Consider the following 18844-nt stretch of genomic DNA (forward strand, 5'->3'; position numbering starts at 1 on the left):
GGGATTTTATGCGCTGCTCGGGAGGCCGCCATGAATGAATTCGTTTCCGTATCAAAGCTTTATGATCGCGTAGCCTCGGTGCTGCCTAAGGCTGAATGGATGGGGTTCGAAGACGATGTCGCGGCAATCCTTGAACTCAAGCGCAAGCGGAATGCAGTTATTCTCGCGCATAATTACCAGACCCCGGAAATTTTTCATTGCGTAGCGGATATTGTTGGCGACAGTCTTGCGCTTGCCCGCAAGGCGATTGATGTTGAGGCCGATGTGATCGTTCTCGCGGGCGTCCATTTCATGGCCGAGACGGCCAAGCTGCTTAACCCGAAAAAGACTGTTCTGATCCCCGATATGGGCGCGGGTTGTTCGCTTGCAGATTCGATTACGCCGCAAGATGTGGCGCTTTTGCGCGAGGCGCATCCGGGCGTGCCGATCATCACCTATGTGAATACGTCGGCTGCGGTTAAGGCCGCCTCCGATATTTGTTGTACATCTGGCAACGCCAAGAAGGTGGTTGAATCGCTGGGCGTGCCACGTGCGCTGATGATCCCTGACGAATATCTTGCGCAGAACATCGCGCGGGAAACCCATGTGGAAATCCTCGCCTGGCACGGCCATTGCGAGGTGCATGAGCGCTTTACCCCTGACGATATTCGCGAACTGCGTGAGAGCCACCCCGGCGTGATGGTGCTGGCGCATCCGGAATGCCCGCCGGAAGTGGTGGAAGCCGCAGATTTTGCCGGGTCAACGGCTGTCATGTCGGATTTTGTCGGCGAGAAGAAGCCGCAACGCGTGGTGCTTCTCACGGAATGCTCGATGAGCGACAATGTGGCTGTCGATCATCCGGATGTCGAATTCATCCGGCCCTGCAATCTCTGCCCACACATGAAGCGGATCACACTTGCCAATATTCGGCAGGCGCTTGAAGAAAATCGCCATGAGGTAACAGTCGATCCGGCGATTGCCGAACCTGCGCGCCGCGCGGTCGAACGGATGCTTGCGGTATGAGTGCCGCTCCTGTGATTGTTATTGGCAGTGGCCTTGCAGGAGTGATGACGGCACTTTCACTTACGCCGCATCCTGTATTGCTGGTGACAGCGGGCACCTTTGCGTTCGATGGTTCAAGCGCGCTGGCGCAAGGCGGCATCGCAGCAAGCCTTGGTGACGATGACAGCCCAGCATTGCATCTGGCGGATACATTGGCTGCAGGAGCCGGTCTTTGTGACGCAGCTGTTGCAAAAAATATAATTGAAGCTGCTGCGGAGGCGATTGCAACGCTTGAAGATTATGGCGTTCGCTTCGACAGCAAGCCGGGTGGGTCTTATGCACTGGGTCTTGAAGCGGCTCACAGCCGTCACCGCATTGTCCATGTAGATGGTGATGCGACAGGGGCGGGCATCATGCGTGTGCTGGCTGCCAAAGTGCGAGCAACGCAATCGATAACAATCAAAGAAAATACCCGCGCGCTGCGGCTTATCAAGCAAGACGGACGCGTTGCAGGCGTTGAACTCGAAGGCATTGGACCAATTGCAGGCCGTGCTGTGGTGCTCGCGACTGGTGGCGTAGGTGGGCTCTATGAGGCAACCACCACACCGCTTGGCAATCTAGGTCAGGGAGCGGCACTTGCCGGGCGCGCCGGTGCGGTGCTTGCCGATATGGAATTTGTGCAATTTCATCCGACGGCCTTAGCCGTTTCAGCTCCCCGATTGCCATTGATCAGCGAGGCTGTGCGTGGTGAAGGCGCGATCCTTGTCAATGATCGCGGCGAGCGCTTCATGCGGGATATTCCGGGCCAGGAATTGGCGGCGCGCGATATCGTCGCGCGGACAATTGGTCAGCAGCTTGTGCAAGGTCACAAAGTGTTTCTCGATGCACGCGCGCCATTAGGCAAGGGCTTTGCAAAGCGGTTTCCCGGCATTGATGCGCTTTGCAGGCAGTTTGGTATCGATCCGTCTTGCGATCTGATGCCGGTGAGGCCTGCCACCCACTACCATATGGGGGGCGTGGCTACCGATGGCGATGGCCGTACCAGCCTTCCCGGGCTATGGGCTGTTGGTGAAGCTGCCTCAACGGGCCTTCATGGTGCAAATCGTCTGGCGAGCAATTCGCTTCTTGAAGCCGCAGTCATGGGGCTTCGTGCCGGGCGAGCTATCGCATCTGAACCACATGCGGCCATGCTGGCGCTTGCATCGAAAGCCAAGTCATCATCATCCAGTCTGCCTTATGTGAGATCGATTGTATCCGGGCATCTGGGTTTGTTGCGCGATGAAGAGGGCTTACGTTCGGCAATTACGGCGCTTCTGCCGCTTGCACAGACGGATGATGCAGCTGCGGTGGCACTCATAATGAGTGTCGCAGCATTTGAGCGATGCGAGACTCGGGGTAGTCATGCGCGGACAGATTTTCCGGGAAAAGCGGCTGCGACCGAGCGCAGCTTTTACACATTCGAGCAGGCTTTCGCACTAGCTCGCGAAATCGCTTTGCCTGAACCTTTATCGAGGATCGCATGATGGATCTGCCACGCCTTTCCCCATTGCTCATCGAACCGCTGGTGCGCGCCGCGCTTTTAGAGGATCTCGGACTTGCAGGTGACATTACCAGCAATGCGGTTGTGCCCTCGGACCATCGTTCGACCATGGTTTTCAGCCTGCGGCAGCCGGGCGCCATTGCCGGGCTGGACGTTGCCGAAATGGCGTTTCGGCTTGTCGATCCTGTGGTCGCCTTTGAACGAATGGTCAATGACGGCGATTTTCTGGCAGCAGGCACGACGATTGCTCGCGTATCCGGTTCATCGGGCAGCATTCTTGCGGCTGAACGTACCGCGCTGAATTTTCTTGGCCATATGTCCGGTGTTGCGACCGCAACGGCCAATCTGGTCAAGGCTGTGCAGGGCACGAAGGCCGCAATCGTGTGTACGCGCAAGACCATGCCGGGTCTGCGAGCCTTGCAAAAATATGCCGTGCGGGCTGGTGGCGGCATGAACCATCGATTTGCGCTTTACGATGCCGTGCTCATCAAAGACAATCATATCGCAGTTGCAGGCAGCGTTGGCGAAGCCATCCAGCGTGCCAAAGCCAATGCAGGCCATATGGTCAAGATCGAAGTCGAGGTCGACACATTGGAGCAATTGCATGAAGCAATGGCAATTGGTGTCGATGCAGTACTGCTTGACAATATGTCGCCCGCGCAATTGCGCGAAGCGGTGAAAATCATTGACGGTCGGGCGATTGCCGAGGCCTCGGGTGAGATTACGCCTGAAACTGTTGCGGCAGTCGCCGCCAGTGGTGTCGATCTCATTTCCGTGGGATGGACGACACACAGCGCGCCCAACCTCGATATCGGTCTCGACTTCAGCTTTGCCTGATAGGCTATTCGCTTAAGTGATGGGCAAAGGTATTGCCAGTATAGTCTGATCGAAGCAGCCCAGCTTCACTCAGTCGTGGCATTAGCTCGTCAAGCGCGATGTGCATGGACGATGTCGAGCCGCCGGGTGCTGTGATAAAGCCGTCAATCGCTCCAGCATCAGACCATTGGCGGATTTCGGCAACCGCATCATCGACCGTTCCGATGATCTGCCAATGGGCCGCGCTGATAACTTCCGGTCGGCGGAGCAGATCATCAAGGCGGAGCGTCTCTTTTTGCAGAAGACGCTGCAACAATCCGGCATGGGTTTTGCTGCGAACTTTTTCCGGCGGTGGTGGCAAATCGGACGGGCGGATCAATCGATCTTCAGGCCAGTCTGTGAGATCAAGACCTGTCATATCTCGAATATAGACAATCTTGCGGGTGCGGTCGCCACGCGCGTGGGTATAGGAAAACAGCTCTTCAGCTTCCTTGCGTGTGGGCGCGAGATAGAGGCTCAAACCCGGAAGCAGGCGCACGTCATCCGCATTGCGGCCATGGGATTGTGCAAGGGAGCGCAGGTCTTTGCGTAGATTGATGGCCACATCGATGTCCGGTGTTGCGGAAAAGATTGCATCGGCAACCGAGGCAGCGAAACTGCGCCCGGCAGGCGAGGCTCCAGCCTGCACAAGCGGGATCGGCACATTCTCAAGAGATGGAATGTTGAGCGGTCCTTTGACCTTGAAGAAGTCGCCTTTGTGATCAATCGGTTGAATGCGCGCCGTATCTGCATAGGTTCCGCTGGCCCGGTCGCGTTTGAGGGCTGAGCCGGGAAAGCTCTCCCACAATGCGCGCACGACTTCTGTAAACTCTGCCGCTTTCGCATAGCGCTCGTCCGATGTCGGCATCTCATCAAGGCCGAAATTCACATTGCCATCCAGTGCTGTGACGATGTTCCAGCCAGCACGTCCATTGCTCAGATGATGCAGTGACAGAACCTGTCGTGCCACAGCATATGGCGGCATGAAAGTGGTCGAAATGGTCGTGAGCAACCCGATCTTTGAGGTTTCACGGGCAAGCGTCGCCATCAGCAATGTTGCGTCGAGACTGGCAAAGCCCGGTGTTGTCTCCATGATCTGGCTGTTGAGAAACAGGCTGTCGGGGCGGAATACGAAATCGAGTTTGGCTGCTTCCGCACGTCTGGCGATATCGAGATAAAAGTCTGATCCGAATGCGCCTTCGATGTCGCTGTTTGCGTGGCGCCAGCCATCACCGCTCAGCCAGGTGGGGGCGAGAGACATACCAATATGGAGCGTTTTGCAAGGAGCCATGATCAATTCCGGTTCAGGTTTTAAGCCAAAAACCGCGAGCCGAAAGCCCGCGGTTGTTTTGTTCGATTTTGAGCACGTTCCAAAAAATGAGAAATGGTTTCCGGGTCGTGCGTAGAAAGCAACCGATCAGAAGCTGCCCTTGATGCCGACACCAAATGTGCGTGGCAAGGTCATGCTGGCTTGCGTCGTTGCACCGCTGATGCCGCGCGTTGCTTGCAGAGACGTTGGCGCGCGCTCGTTGAAGATGTTTTTTACAAAGCCATAAAGCTGGAATTTCTCAGTGAAATCATAGCTCATGCGGGCATCGGCAATCGTATAAGCACCAACCCAGTATGCCTTCGTGTTTGCAACATCTGAATAATAACCGTCCGTATGGCGAACATTGCCCGAGACGTTGAATTTTTCAGTTACATCCCAGCTCGCACCGAAGTTCAGCATATAGCCGGGAGATTTTGCGAACTCATTGTCTTCATACGAAGCATTGCTGGAGATTTCATCGATCTTGGTGCGCAGAATGCCCGCACTCGACTTGAGCGTCAGATTGTCGAGCACTTGATAGTCTGCACCAATTTCAAGGCCGTAGGCATGAGCTTTTTCGGCGTTGATGGTGTAAGACTGGACGATATTATTCGGCAGGACAACGGGAATGTTATACTGGGCATTTTTCATGTCCATGTAGAATATGTTGGCGTTCAGAACGAGCTTGTTATCCAGCACTTCAGCCCGCGTGAACAGCTCATAGTTCCACAGAGTTTCTTCATCGAACTTGTTCCACTTGCTGGATGCGGGGTTCGTTGTGTTCATATAAAGCGACACGCCGCCCGGATTGTATCCGCGACTAACAAGACCACCGACTGTCAGATCGGGTGTGATAGCATAGGCCAGCGACACTTTAGGCAGGAAAGCCGAGAAGGTTTCGTCGAAGTTGACGGGCTCATAGGAATAGACAGAAACACCATCACGCTGAATGTTATCCTGCTGGTAGCGCATGCCACCGGTAAGGGTCCATTGATCATTCATGCGCCAGCTTAACTCACCGAACAGGCCGAGATTTGTCTTCTTGTCATCGAATGTGGAGAGATAATTATTGGTGGTTTTATTGCTCGCATTCAGCAGATAAAGCGCTTCGTCCGTTTTGGTGTGTGCGTAATAGATGCCTGCTACGCCGCTGATAACGTCTTCCTGATCGCCATAGGTAACGCGAGCTTCATTTGAAACATTGGTCTGGTCGATATTGGCATCGCCACCGTTTACAATACCCGTCGAGCGTTCGACACTGGAGTCGGAAAACTGCGTCTGGTTGAAGAGCTTAAATCCATTATCGAGATCATAGCTGACATCCAGAATTCCGGTATTGGTACGCTGATCCCATGTCGGCATACTCTGTCCGTTATAGTCCAGCTCATAGTACAGTGGTGTTGCGGCCTCATATGTCGGGCGATTGCTCTTGTTGAAAGAGTAAGTGAGCTTTGCTTCAAGGCCGGGGATCTCCGCAGGTTGCCACAGAAGCTTCGAGCGTATGTTCAGTGACTGGAAGTCGTGATCGGTGCCCGAAGAATAGAAGCCCGGATTGATATAGTCGATGAAAGTATCGCGACCCGAATAATCAATCGCGAGACGGCCAGCGACTTCGTCTTTATAAAGCGGACTGTTCAGCATGATCGAGGTGCGCTTGGCATTGTAATTGCCAATCTCGACCTGATAAGCGCCTTCCTGCTCGAATGTCGGGTCTTTGGTGTTGACGACGATCGCGCCAGCAATAGCATTTGCGCCCTGCGATGTGGTTTGTGGGCCACGGAAGACTTCGATGCTGTCAACATCCCAGATTGGTGCTGAGCCGAAAATGAACTCATTGTAGTTCAGATAGTGGCCGTCGAGATTGATCGTCGCGCGGGGGACAGTGCCGGAAAAGAAGGCCGTTGCACCATTGTTCGGTCCCTGGCTGTCCTGACCGCGAATAACGGGCGCGCCGACGGTATCGGTGTAAACGACATTGGGGGTTCCGCGCACCACTTCCGCTACGGAAGAATCCCCGGTTTTTTCGTTAGCGATTTCCTTGGCGGTAATCACGGTGACCGATGAGGCGGTGTTCTTGATATCACGCGCGACTTTTTCGCCGGTAATGACCAGCGTATCGAGCACCAATGTTTTGGATTCGCCTGACGTCTGGGCATCCTGCGCAAGGGCAGGCGAACCAGCAAGTGCCACAAGCGTCAACGCGCTGACACTATAGAAAAAGCCACGGGTAGAACGGATATTCATAGGTCGCCCCAAACATGAGTGTGTAAGTCATGTTCTGTTATCCCCATGATACCAATTCCGCAATAAGGAATGCATACCGCAATACAGTATGAGCGCAAGCTGATTGTTGATGTTGCACATTAGCAACGCATTGACCTGTCGCCCCTCGCGAAGCACAGAGTTTTGAAACGCAATCATGGAAATAGCTTTCAGGCCGGGCATGACTTTGTGTGAGCTTGAGGCTAAACATCGCTCAAAGCAGAACAACAATGATCGAATGGTTCTGATGATCTGGAATCGTTCTGATGGGAGGCGGAGCATTTGAAAGAACACGATGGATTTCCGGCTGATGAGGCTGAGACTGCAGGAGATAAACGCTCCGGTACGATCCAGTCGGTATCGATTGCAGCACGGTTTCTCAAAATTCTGGCCAATGCCGAAAATGAGCTCGCCTTGGGAGAGGTTGCAAAGCGGGCAGGCACAGGCGGATCAACGGCGCATCGCTATATGCAAAGTCTTGTGAAGGAAGGCCTTGCAAAGCAAGATCCCGTTAGCGGATTTTACGATCTCGGACCAACGGCACTCAGCATTGGCATTGGAGCGTTGAAGCGGGTCGATGCGGTGGAAATCGCCGCACAGCATATGAAAGCCTTGGCACAGCGTCATGCCATGAGCGGCGGCGTGGCGATCTGGACGGATCGTGGCCCAACTTTGGTGCGCTGGTATCGCAGCGCCTATTTTTCGGTAAACCCGCTGGCGCTCGGTGATACTTTGCCGGTCGATAACACGGCCTGCGGTCTGGTCTTTCAGTCGTTCCTGCCCAAGAGCAGCATTGATGCGGTTCGCAAGGTTCAGCCTGCCAGTTTTCGTGGCACGCCACCCACTAAAGCTGTTCTCGATAAGGTGCGCAGTGACCGCTGGTCAGAGATGACCAGCCATCTTTTATCGAATGTGACCGGGCAGGCGTCACCTGTATTAGATGCACAGGGCGAAATTGTTTGCGTGATGACGACCGTCGCCGATCTCGGCCAGCTTCGTACCGATGAAGAACGCAGAGCACTTTTTCATGAAGCCTGCATTGTCAATCAATCTACGGGCGGCCTGATTGTCGACACGCAGCTGGAAATGCCTGAGAGCTAAGCAGCGCTGCTTTTAGGAACAATGAGCGGCGTACCGGAAACAGGGTCTGGGATGATGATGGAGGTCAGGCCAAACACATCTTCGACCAGTTTTTCTGTAACGATATCGGCAGGCTTGCCCTGCGCAATCAAAGCGCCTTCGCGCATTGCGATCAGATGGGAAGCATAGCGGCAGGCATGATTGAGTTCATGCAAGACCGCCACGACGGTTCGTCCCTGCTTGTTAAGTTGTGCCAGAAGATCGAGCAACTCGATCTGATGCGCGATATCGAGATAGGTCGTCGGTTCATCGAGAAGCAATATCGGCGTGTCTTGCGCCAGCACCAAAGCGATCCAGACGCGCTGGCGCTGACCACCGGAGAGCTCATCCACAGGCCGTTCCGCGAGTTCAATGATCTTGGTTGCTTCCATGGCTCGTGCCACAGCCACTTCGTCCGCTTCGGACCATTGCCGCAGGAAGGATTGATGCGGGTAACGGCCACGCGCTACGAGATCGGCAACCGTGATCCCTTCAGGTGCAATCGAACTTTGCGGCAGCAGGCCGAGCCGGCGCGCGGTTTCCTTCGCGGGCAGGCTCGCAATGTCGCCGCCGTCCAGAATGATCTTCCCGGACGTTGGTTTCAACAGTCGTGATAAAGCCCGGAGTAGTGTCGATTTTCCACACGCATTCGGCCCTACAATGACAGTAAAGGATGCATCAGGAATAGACACGGACAAATCAGTCGCGACTGTTCTCTCATCATATTTCAGCGTCACGGTATCAGCGTGAAGGCGATGCATCATTGCTATGGTTCCAGTGGCAAGTCAGTAGAAATCATTGGTGTGTTGGATGTGATCTGTATTGCATTGCAGAATGCGTTCTGCAATATGGAGTGGAATAATCATATTTTAGCAGAGTGTTTTCACTTTGCCAGAACCGCAGAAAAACGATCTCCGGTAAGGATCGGTCATGAAATCCTGGAAAATCATCGTTTCATTCCTGACTGTGCTCGCGGCTTTTGCGCTGTCATTTAAAGCCGCGCTGGCACAGGATGATCAATGGCCCCGCACGATCGAGCACTATTCTGGCGAGCTGACGCTAAAGTCAAAGCCTGTGCGGATTGTTTCGACCGCTCCAAGCCTCACGGGAATTCTGCTTGCAATCAACGCGCCGGTTATCGCGAGCACAGCGACTACGCCTAGCATGCTGACCGACGACAAGGGCTTCTTTTCACAATGGGCCAAGGTCGCGGATGAGCGTGGTGTTGAGGTGCTCTATTCCAACCTTGATTTCGATATTGAAGCAATCATTGCGCTGGAGCCTGATCTCGTCGTGGCATCTGCGACGGGCGCCGACAGTGTTCTTCAGCATTATCCTGAGCTGAAAGCGCAGGGCATTCCAACGATGGTCGTCAATTATTCCAATCAGAGCTGGCAGGATATTGCAGCCGAATTTGGAAAAGCGACCGGCCTTGAAGATGAGGTCGTTGCAGCAGTGGCGCGCTTTAACGATTATGCTGCCAAAGCTGCAGCCACCATCGCGCGTTCCGAAGCGCCCGTCAGCATTGTCGGGTATAATATTGGCAACAGCTATTCGATTGGCAAAGAAACAAGTGCTCAGGGGCAATTGCTTGAAGCGCTTGGTTTCAAGGTCGATGGGTTGCCTGAAGCACTGGCGAGGCAGGTGACGCGCAGTTCCGATTTTGATTTCATTTCACATGAGAACCTGTCCGCGGCGATCACCGGAAACACGGTGTTTCTGCTTCGCGGCGTCGATGCTGACGTAACGGCTTTTTTGAATGATCCGGTTCTGGCCAACCTACCTGCCGTCAAGGACAAACAGGTTTATCCATTGGGTGCTACTTCATTTCGGATAGACTATTATTCTGGGATTCAGCTGATTGATATTGTTGCCGCGCACTTTCGTAAATGACGCCTGATCTGACATCACTTTCTGATAGAAGCCGGGCTTTGCGCGTCTCGTTACGCCAGCGGCGAATGTGGGGTCTTGGTGCCGGTCTGCTTGTGCTTGGCATCGCGGTTCTGGCCAGCCTTGCGCTTGGCTCCCGGTCTATACCTCTTGGCGATACTTTGCAGGCTTTGTGGTTGCCTGATCTCCGGAATGATCGGCATCTGATTATTCGCGAATTGCGTATCCCTCGCACAATCGTTGCGATCCTCGCGGGCCTTGCTTTGGGTGTCGCGGGTGCCGTGATGCAGGCGGTCACACGCAATCCGTTGGCAGAGCCGGGACTGCTTGGCATCAATGCAGGTGCGGCGGTCGCCGTCATTCTTGGAATTGTTGCCTTCAATCTGACATCGATGACGCAATATGTCTGGTTTGCATTTCTCGGGGCCGGACTTGCAGGCGTTGCCGTCTTCATTCTGGGACGAAGCAACGGAGCCGGAACCAATCCGGTAAGGCTTGTTCTTGCAGGCGCAGGCGTGTCCGTGGTGCTCGCATCAGTCACCGGGATCATCATTATCAATGCGCCATTGGCCGTTTTCGACCAGTTTCGCCACTGGTCTGCCGGTTCGGTCGAGGGCAGAGATTATGATGTGATTACAGTCCTGGCCGTTTCCGTCGTGCTTGGACTGATCATTGCCTTTTCCATAGCTGGTAAACTGAACGCCATCGCTCTGGGCAAGGAGTTGGGAGCTGCACTCGGCGTCAATGTATATACAACATGGCTGCTGTCCTGCCTGACTGTGATGCTTTTGGCAGGTGCTGCCACTGCAGGCGCAGGGCCGATAGGCTTTGTTGGTCTTGTCGCGCCGCATCTCGCACGTGCAATCGTTGGGCCGAATTATCGTTGGATTTTGCCCTATTCGGCATTGTTTGCTGCCATTCTGCTGCTCGGTGCGGATATTATCGGACGGGTGATTGCAGCTCCTTCGGAAGTGGCAGCTGGCATCGTTTCAATGCTTATCGGTGGCCCGTTCTTCATTTTCGTCGTCCGCAGATTTCGGTTGTCCAAGCTATGAGCGACACGAAAAAATCCGTTTTACGCATTGGCGGCTTCTCCATTCAGTGGCGAATGAGAGCGCTTATTATCTGTAGCCTGTTGCTGCTTACCGCTTTGATACTAGGCATTCTGCATATCGGCACAGGCACAATGTCTTTCACACCAAGTGAGATCATCAAAAGCCTTTTGGGTGATGGTGCCAGCCCGACAACCGACCGCATCATCATGCGCGTGCGTCTTCCGCGTCTCGTAACCGCGCTCTTTGTAGGTGCTTCGCTGGGAATGGCCGGATCGATCTTTCAGTCGATATCACGCAATGCACTCGGATCGCCGGATATTATCGGTTTCACGACAGGGGCTGCGACGGGCGCAATCGTCCAGATAATTCTATTCAATGCAGGCCCGTTTGAGACGGCCTTCGCAGCAGTGCTGTCGGGTATAGGAACGGCGCTTATTGTGTTTCTGCTGTCGATGAAAGGCCGCACCACCGGCGGCTACAGGCTTATTCTGGTGGGTATCGGAATCGGAGCCGTCCTCTCGGGCGTCAATACGGTCCTGTTGGTCGTGGGTGATCTGGATCAGGCGGCTTCTGCACAGCTCTGGCTGGCTGGGTCGCTCAACACGAGGACATGGTCACATGCGATTCCAGCTATTCTCGGCTTTGTCATCGTCGTACCGATTGCGATCTATCACGCGCAGCGCATTAATCTGCTCGAAATGGGTGATGATGCAGCAAGCCAGCTCGGCGTCCCGGTTGAAACCACGCGTCTGGTCATGGTTCTGGCTGCGGTCGGGCTGACATCGGTCGCGACAGCTGCCGCCGGACCCATTGCCTTTATCGCACTTGCAGCGCCGCAGCTTGTGCGACGGCTAACCCGCACATCGGGCGTGCCTCTGCTCGCCAGTGCTTTAATGGGGGCAGTTCTGCTCGTGGGAGCGGATCTTGTCAGTCAGCACTTCCCGCTCAATGTGAAGATGCCAATCGGCCTGACAACAGGTTTGTTGGGCGGTGTGTATCTTCTCTGGGTGCTCGCGCGCAATCGCCGGATTTCCTGAGAATATATCTCAACGTCGGACCGGCTGATCGAGCCGGAATCAATAGAGATGAATGCATCTCGAACGCAGATCTATCTGCTCGCTCATGTCCATGCGTATGTTTTTTGGAGAGTTCTGATCGGAAAACTGGAGCGGGCGAAGGGATTCGAACCCTCGACCCCAACCTTGGCAAGGTTGTGCTCTACCCCTGAGCTACACCCGCTCGCGCCAGTCATTTCCGTCAGGCAGGCGCTATATGGACTAACGACTTTGAGATTGCAACAGGGAAATTAGCGGAAAACGCTGTTTCTTGCGAAGAAACTGCCGGATCCAATCTAATTATATGAAATTATTGTATTTATTTTTGTTTAAGGAGCTGTTGATCAGGTGTTGATGGGTAAATGGAGTGCAACTTTTGCGCTTCCTGTTGGCTGTCATCCACTCTGGGGCGCAGCAGATACTCGTGTTGAGTGATTCACCTGTGCAAACGGGACTCCCTCAACCAGCCTTTGAGAAAGTCTGCGATATTGCGTGTTTAGCTCGGCGCATTAAGAGTATATAAAATCACGAATAAACAGAGTGAAACAGTCTGGCACCTTGGGGAATAGGGTTAAGCATGCCTTTGACATCGCATGAACTTCACGACTATCTGAAAAATCTCGATATCGAGGTTACAACGGTGGAGCATCCACCATTATTCACGGTTGCCGATTCACAGCACCTGCGCGGGGAAATCGCCGGTGGGCACACCAAGAACCTGTTTCTGAAAGACAAGAAGGACAATTTCTTTCTGGTGACGGTAGACGAGGAAGCTGTTGTCGATCTCAAGTCGATCCATCAGATCATTGGTGCCAGCAGCCGCGTTTCATTCGGCAAGCCTGAAAAGCTGATGGAATATCTCGGTGTCGTGCCGGGTGGCGTGACGGTGTTTGGTGCGGTGAATGATACCGACCATAATGTTCAGGTCATACTCGACGCTGGTCTCATGGAAAACGACGTCATCAATGGCCACCCTTTGACCAATGAAGCGACGACATCAATCAAACGCGATGATCTGATGCGGTTTCTGACTGCGACGGGGCACGAGCCGCGCATATTGGCTGTTTCAGAGGATGCTAAGGCAGCATCATCGGTGTAGACTGCACATTGACGTCTCGATTGCGAAAGCATCTTGAAATTGGCCGCTGCAAATACGAACTGAAATATCGAAACCAGCCTGGTGCTGTCCTATATGCAAGCTGGAAGACATAAGGAATATCAGATGACGAGCCAGAACAATCCTTATTCGAGTGCAAGCGGACAAATGACAGGAAACGTGTCGTTTGGCACCACAACACCAGCCGTTGGTGGTGGCGATCTTATCAAGGACACCACGACTGCGGGCTTTCAGGCGGATGTTCTGGCGGAATCGCGCAATCAGCCTGTGCTCGTTGATTTTTGGGCACCATGGTGTGGCCCCTGCAAGCAGTTGACGCCAATTATCGAGAATGCCGTGCGTGAAGCGGGCGGCACGGTCAAGCTGGTGAAGATGAATATTGACGATCATCCGTCAATCGCGGGCCAGCTCGGCATTCAGTCAATTCCGGCGGTTATTGCTTTCGTCAATGGTCAACCGGCAGATGGCTTTATGGGTGCTTTGCCGGAATCCAAAGTCAAGGAATTCATCGCTAAGATTGGCGGCCCAAGCGATCAGGAAGCAGCGATTACCGAAGCGGTGAATGCCGCCACGGAACTTGTTGAGGCTGGCGATTTTGTGCAGGCTTCGCAGATATTCTCGTCGATCCTGCAAGTTGCACCTGACAATGTGGATGCCGCCGTTGGTCTTGCAACATGCCTGCTTGAATCGGGCGATGCCGATAAGGCGCGTGAGATTCTGGCGAGCCTGCCCGAAGACAAGCAGGATGCAGCGCCTGTGCGCGCACTTGAAGCACGTCTTGCGCTTGCAGATCAGGTGAAACTCATCGGTGATCCGATTGAACTGGAACGCCGCGTGCAGGCCGATCCAAAGGATTATCAGGCACGGTTTGATCTTGCGCAGGTGCGCAATGCGCAGGGACGTCGTGAAGATGCGGCTGATGAATTGCTGGCGATCATGAAAGCGGATCGTAGCTGGGAGGACGATGGAGCGCGCAAACAACTTTTGCAGTTCTTCGAGGCGTGGGGCAATATGGACCCGGCAACCCTGGGCGCACGCCGCAAACTTTCGTCGCTCCTATTTTCCTGAAGGGGACGCTGCGCAGCTTAATTTTGACGCGTCTCTCGACAAGATTGAAGGGGATGCGTTCTAAGGGAGAGTGTAATGCAAGTGGGCAATGCCCGTTACCGGACGGGCGCTGATATACCGGAGCTGGTGTCGATCTTCCCATTGAGAGGCGCGCTGCTTTTGCCCGGTGGACAGCTGCCGCTGAATATTTTCGAGCCGCGCTATCTGGAAATGGTGGAAGATGCGCTGGCCGGAAAGCGGATTATCGCGATGATCCAGCCGCGCATTGTGGAAGGTCCCGATGACAAGGATGAAGACGAAGACGATAGCAACAGATTTGACGAGACTGCGCGACCGCAGTTGAGCCAGGTTGGTTGTCTTGGGCGTATAACCACATATGCGGAAACCGGCGATGGGCGTGTTCTCATCACGCTTCAGGGCATATGCCGGTTCCGGGTGCTGGATGAAATCAACTGCCGCAAGCCTTATCGGCAGTGCCGGATTGCACCATTTTTGACGGATCTGGAAACTGCGCCTGATCTGGGTGAGATCGATCGTGATGCGCTGCTCCATGCGTTTAAGGATTATCTTGAAGTGCATAATCTTGAAGCCGATTGGAACAGTATCTCGCGTGCGGGCAACGATACATTGGTCAATGCCTTGTCGATGATGTCGCCTTTCGGACCTGCCGAAAAGCAGGCATTGCTGGAAGCGCCTGATTTGAAGACACGCGCAGCGACACTAATCGCTATTACGGAAATGGTCCTTGCGAAGGTTAAGGATGATTACGGCTCGCGTCTGCAGTGATCGACGAGAGCGTGTCGCGCTTAATCGCACCCATGACGCTCGCTCTAGATTCTTTTAATTGCCGCATGTTCACGAACGCTCGATGAATTCATTTAAGCGCGACATGCTTTAGGAAAAAACCAATGACTGAGAATGAAAATACCGGCAACATCGATGTCAAACTGCTTGAATTGCTCGTGTGCCCTCTGACCAAGGGGTCGCTGAAATATGATGCAGAAAACAGCGAACTGATCTCCGAGAAAGCCAGGCTTGCCTATCCGGTTCGCGGCGGCATTCCGATCATGCTGCCGTCGGAAGCGCGCACTCTTGAATAGATCGCGCGTGGTCTTTGATCGAGACCTGTAATTTCTGTTATATAATTTCTACATATCCTCTGTTCTTTTTCATAAATTTCACGTTGCTGCTTGTTGCTTGCCACGCGAGGGGGCTCTATAACCCTCGCGGAACTTGAAAGCACGATTGCGGAATCTGATTTCCCTGCCGTTATTGTGCGAGAAAAAACAGAGGCTTGGCATTATGGCATCCAGAAAACTCCTTCTCCTGCCCGGTGATGGCATCGGTCCTGAAGCAATGGCTGAGGTCCGCAAAATTATCGCTTTCCTCAACTCGGGTCTTAATCTCGGTTTTGAAACCGATGAAGGCCTGGTTGGCGGATCGGCATATGATGCGCATGGACAGGCTATTTCTGATGCCGATATGGAAAAGGCGCTTGCTGCGGATGCTGTGCTCTTCGGTGCCGTTGGTGGTCCGAAGTGGGACAGCGTGCCTTATGAAGTGCGCCCGGAAGCAGGCCTCCTGCGTCTGCGCAAGGATCTGGCACTCTATGCCAATCTGCGCCCGGCAATCTGCTATCCAGCGCTTGCCCATTCATCGTCGCTGAAGCCGGAAGTGATTGAAGGTCTGGACATTCTGATCCTGCGCGAACTGACCGGCGGTGTTTATTTCGGCGAGCCGAAGGAAATCATTGATCTGGGCAATGGCCAGAAGCGCGGTATCGATACGCAGGTTTATGATACCTACGAAATCGAACGCATTGCCGATGTGGCTTTTGAGCTTGCGCGCACGCGCCGCAACAAAGTCACGTCGATGGAAAAGCGCAATGTGATGAAGTCTGGCGTCTTGTGGAATCAGGTCGTTACGGCTCGCCACAAGGAGAAACATTCCGATGTTGAACTTGAGCACATGCTGGCCGATGCTGGTGGTATGCAGCTCGTCCGCTGGCCAAAGCAGTTTGACGTGATTGTCACCGACAATCTGTTCGGCGATATGCTTTCTGACGTTGCAGCAATGCTGACCGGTTCGCTGGGCATGTTGCCATCGGCTTCGCTTGGCGCTGCTGACGCCAAGACCGGCAAGCGCAAGGCGCTCTATGAGCCGGTACATGGTTCCGCACCTGACATTGCAGGTCAGGGCAGTGCCAATCCGATTGCAATGATTGCCTCGCTTGCCATGTGCCTGCGCTATTCGTTCAATCTGATCGATGAAGCTGATCGTCTGGAAGCAGCAATCGCCGGTGTTCTCGATGATGGTCTGCGTACTGCCGACATCTGGTCGGAAGGCAAGACCAAGATTGGTACCGTCGAAATGGGCGATGCGATCCTCGCAAAGTTCAAGGCGCTCTCGGCTTAATCACCGATTGTACGATTATTAAAAAGCCGCCGTGACGTGTTCACGGCGGCTTTTTGTTTTTAAGTATTAGAGCGCATCCCGAAAAGTGTGAAACGGTTTTCGGACAAAGATGCGCGTTAAAACAAATATTGAGAGCGCCGATCTGATCCAATCAGATCGAAACGCGCTCTAATCGAACTGAAGCGTAAAATCCGCAAACACACCAGCGATCAGCAGCGCGATGAAGAAATACTGAAATCCCTTGCGCTTGAGGCGCATGGCAAAGAGTATGGCCGCAGTTTCAACTGCAAACAGGATAAATTCGCCCAGATAGGACTCTTTGTTGTCAACTGAGAATTGCGGACCCGTGCCATTCAGGAACTGGACGAGGTTGAGGAAGATAAAGAGCGAGAAAAGCCATATCTTTCTTGATAGAAAATAGCTTTCGTAATTGCCATATTCTTTAATGTCATCCGGTGTCAGAGTAACGCATACGAAGAAAAGACCAAAGACATAGAGAAGGTCGAGTACATATGTGTATACATTGTAGCTCTTTGTCCCGCTTTGGAATAAATACTCCCACCAGAACTGGATGATCCAGAGAAAGACAACGACTACCCACCCAATATGCATATAGGATATCTTATGCTTGTTGGGGTGTTGGACGAATTTGGATGCGAAGATGAGTAATCGTGACAGGCACAGACTGATGCCCATACCATTGATAATTCTCATATGAGAAAAAGCATCAGCTGCGCTGATAGTGGTTTCAACTCCAGAAGGCAATTTCCACCTGTATCTATAGTCTCTCGAACATGATCAATAACTACCGTTTCCTGATGAATAGCGCGTTGTTTATTGAAAATGAAATGAATTGTTCTGTTGTGGTAAAGCGGTTGTCAGTACATGGCAGCGCTGTGCAGTTGACTGGATAGTTGGAAATAAACGCCCGATTTCCGGCTGCTATTTCCGACAAAGACATTAAGAATGGCAAGCATGTTGAACACCCTTCCAAATCCGAGCGTCCTGTATGACGCATTGCTTGCCCGTGACGCAGCTTACGAGGGCAAAGCCTATGTTGGCGTCCTTTCGACCGGCATTTTCTGTCGGCTGACCTGCCCGGCAAGAAAGCCGCTTAAAGAAAACTGCCGGTTTTTTGCTTCTATTCCCGAATGTATTGCTGATGGTTTCAGACCTTGCAAAAGATGTCACCCGTTGCAGCCTGCGGCGGAAGCAGACGTGTCTGTTGAACGTTTGCTGAAGGCGCTGGAAGCGCAACCGCAAAGGCGCTGGAGCGAGGATGATGTCGCCGGCATGGGGTTGGATCCATCCACGGTGCGCCGCAGTTTTAGAAGACATTTCGGCATTACGTTTCTGGAAATGGCGCGGCAGGAACGATTACGACAAGGGTTTCAGGCTTTGGCGCAGGGTGAGCGCGTCATTGATGCGCAGGTCGATGCGGGTTTTGAATCGCCGGATGCTTTCCGCAATGCCTTTGCCCGCATTCTGGGGCTTCCGCCAGCACAGTTGCAAAAGGATGGTTTGCTCCGCGCTGACTGGATCAGGACGCCGCTCGGTACAATGATTGCAGTATGCGATCAGTCAGCTTTGCATCTGCTGGAGTTCGCTGATCGTAAGGCGCTGCCGCAAGAGCTTAAAAAGCTGCACAAGGCCTGCCATGGTGCAATCGGGATAGGGCGATATCCGTCGCATAATGTGTTGGAACAGCAGCTTGATACGTTCTTTGCAGGACGATCCGCCGATTTCGATATTCCGCTGGTATTGCATGGGAGCGCATTCACGCGCGACGTCTGGCGCGAATTGCAGAATATCGGGGCAGGTGAGACACGAAGCTATAGCGAAATTGCAAGGGCCGTAGAAAAGCCGCTCGCAGTACGCGCCGTAGCACGCGCCAATGGCGCCAATCAGATTGCCATCATCATTCCTTGCCATCGCGTTATTGGTGCGGATGGTTCGTTGACGGGCTACGGCGGAGGTCTTTGGCGCAAGCAGAAGCTGATCGAGATCGAGGCGCAGTACCGTTGATCGTCCTTCCCAAAAGAAAACGCCGCCCAAATGGGGCGGCGCTTTAGCTTTAGAGCGCATCCCGAAAAGTGTGAAACGGTTTTCGGACAAAGATGCGCGTTAAAACAAATATTTAGAGCGCCGATCTGATCCAATCAGATCGGCGCTCTAAAA

17 protein-coding genes and 1 tRNA gene are annotated in these 18844 nt (G+C 53.5%); 13 read left to right on the forward strand and 5 right to left on the reverse strand.

Features of this window, described 5'->3' with window-relative positions; all coding sequences use genetic code 11:
- Positions 1–30: 30 nt before the first annotated feature.
- The 3 genes from nadA to nadC are packed head-to-tail and all read left to right on the forward strand — an operon-like array spanning position 31 to position 3358.
- Entirely contained in the window at positions 31–1002 is a 972-nt protein-coding gene (gene nadA / locus ACSME1_RS14290) for a quinolinate synthase NadA (protein WP_024897599.1), read from the forward strand.
- Positions 999–2504 carry an L-aspartate oxidase gene (locus tag ACSME1_RS14295; protein ID WP_024897600.1) on the forward strand — a complete coding sequence of 502 codons (1506 nt, stop codon included), beginning with the start codon at positions 999–1001 and terminating at the stop codon, positions 2502–2504. Before nadA ends, ACSME1_RS14295 begins: the two co-directional genes overlap by 4 nt.
- On the forward strand, positions 2504–3358 hold the full coding sequence (gene nadC / locus ACSME1_RS14300; protein ID WP_024897601.1) for a carboxylating nicotinate-nucleotide diphosphorylase: 855 nt from the start codon (positions 2504–2506) through the stop codon (positions 3356–3358). The genes ACSME1_RS14295 and nadC overlap by 1 nt, the downstream gene beginning before the upstream one ends.
- A gap of 4 nt (positions 3359–3362) precedes the next feature.
- On the opposite strand, the gene ACSME1_RS14305 is transcribed toward nadC, so the two are convergent.
- Positions 3363–4667: an NtaA/DmoA family FMN-dependent monooxygenase gene (locus ACSME1_RS14305; RefSeq protein WP_024897602.1), complete on the reverse strand. Its 1305-nt coding sequence runs from the start codon at positions 4665–4667 to the stop codon at positions 3363–3365.
- Between the two features lie 126 nt (positions 4668–4793).
- Positions 4794–6929, reverse strand: coding sequence for a TonB-dependent receptor (locus ACSME1_RS14310; RefSeq protein ID WP_024897603.1), 2136 nt, complete (start codon positions 6927–6929; stop codon positions 4794–4796).
- 300 nt (positions 6930–7229) lie between these two features.
- Here ACSME1_RS14310 and ACSME1_RS14315 point away from each other — a divergent pair, with 300 nt between their 5' ends.
- Positions 7230–8048 (forward strand): IclR family transcriptional regulator, encoded by an 819-nt coding sequence (locus ACSME1_RS14315; RefSeq protein ID WP_036567279.1) that lies wholly within the window; start codon positions 7230–7232, stop codon positions 8046–8048.
- Here the strand turns inward: ACSME1_RS14315 and ACSME1_RS14320 are convergent.
- Positions 8045–8830, reverse strand: coding sequence for an ABC transporter ATP-binding protein (locus ACSME1_RS14320; RefSeq protein WP_024897606.1), 786 nt, complete (start codon positions 8828–8830; stop codon positions 8045–8047). The genes ACSME1_RS14315 and ACSME1_RS14320 overlap by 4 nt on opposite strands.
- A gap of 166 nt (positions 8831–8996) precedes the next feature.
- On the opposite strand from ACSME1_RS14320, the gene fepB reads away from it, so the two are divergent.
- From fepB to ACSME1_RS14335, 3 genes are all read left to right on the forward strand, one after another.
- On the forward strand, positions 8997–9959 hold the full coding sequence (gene fepB / locus ACSME1_RS14325; protein WP_024897607.1) for a Fe2+-enterobactin ABC transporter substrate-binding protein: 963 nt from the start codon (positions 8997–8999) through the stop codon (positions 9957–9959).
- Positions 9960–10024: 65 nt separating this feature from the next.
- On the forward strand, positions 10025–11011 hold the full coding sequence (locus ACSME1_RS14330) for a FecCD family ABC transporter permease (protein ID WP_024897608.1): 987 nt from the start codon (positions 10025–10027) through the stop codon (positions 11009–11011).
- Positions 11008–12048 (forward strand): FecCD family ABC transporter permease, encoded by a 1041-nt coding sequence (locus tag ACSME1_RS14335; protein WP_024897609.1) that lies wholly within the window; start codon positions 11008–11010, stop codon positions 12046–12048. Before ACSME1_RS14330 ends, ACSME1_RS14335 begins: the two co-directional genes overlap by 4 nt.
- 127 nt (positions 12049–12175) lie before the next feature.
- Here ACSME1_RS14335 and ACSME1_RS14340 read toward each other — a convergent pair.
- Positions 12176–12250 (reverse strand) — tRNA-Gly (locus ACSME1_RS14340).
- A gap of 393 nt (positions 12251–12643) precedes the next feature.
- Here ACSME1_RS14340 and ACSME1_RS14345 point away from each other — a divergent pair.
- From ACSME1_RS14345 to leuB, 5 genes are all read left to right on the forward strand, one after another.
- Positions 12644–13165, forward strand: a complete 522-nt coding sequence (locus tag ACSME1_RS14345) for a prolyl-tRNA synthetase associated domain-containing protein (protein ID WP_024897610.1) — start codon at positions 12644–12646, stop codon at positions 13163–13165.
- Between the two features lie 123 nt (positions 13166–13288).
- Entirely contained in the window at positions 13289–14251 is a 963-nt protein-coding gene (gene trxA / locus ACSME1_RS14350) for a thioredoxin (protein ID WP_024897611.1), read from the forward strand.
- A gap of 75 nt (positions 14252–14326) precedes the next feature.
- Positions 14327–15037, forward strand: a complete 711-nt coding sequence (locus ACSME1_RS14355) for an LON peptidase substrate-binding domain-containing protein (RefSeq protein WP_024897612.1) — start codon at positions 14327–14329, stop codon at positions 15035–15037.
- Between the two features lie 122 nt (positions 15038–15159).
- Positions 15160–15351, forward strand: a complete 192-nt coding sequence (locus ACSME1_RS14360) for a Trm112 family protein (RefSeq protein WP_024897613.1) — start codon at positions 15160–15162, stop codon at positions 15349–15351.
- Positions 15352–15553: 202 nt separating this feature from the next.
- A complete protein-coding gene (gene leuB / locus ACSME1_RS14365) occupies positions 15554–16666 on the forward strand; it encodes a 3-isopropylmalate dehydrogenase (protein WP_024897614.1) in 1113 nt (370 codons plus the stop codon).
- Between the two features lie 168 nt (positions 16667–16834).
- On the opposite strand, the gene ACSME1_RS14370 is transcribed toward leuB, so the two are convergent.
- Complete coding sequence (locus ACSME1_RS14370) at positions 16835–17278, reverse strand: hypothetical protein (RefSeq protein ID WP_146111760.1); 444 nt, start codon at positions 17276–17278, stop codon at positions 16835–16837.
- A gap of 363 nt (positions 17279–17641) precedes the next feature.
- On the opposite strand from ACSME1_RS14370, the gene ACSME1_RS14375 reads away from it, so the two are divergent.
- Positions 17642–18691 carry a bifunctional transcriptional activator/DNA repair enzyme AdaA gene (locus tag ACSME1_RS14375; RefSeq protein WP_024897616.1) on the forward strand — a complete coding sequence of 350 codons (1050 nt, stop codon included), beginning with the start codon at positions 17642–17644 and terminating at the stop codon, positions 18689–18691.
- Positions 18692–18844: the final 153 nt, after the last annotated feature.

This window comes from Brucella pituitosa (genome assembly GCF_965577835.1).
Lineage (GTDB): Bacteria > Pseudomonadota > Alphaproteobacteria > Rhizobiales > Rhizobiaceae > Brucella > Brucella pituitosa.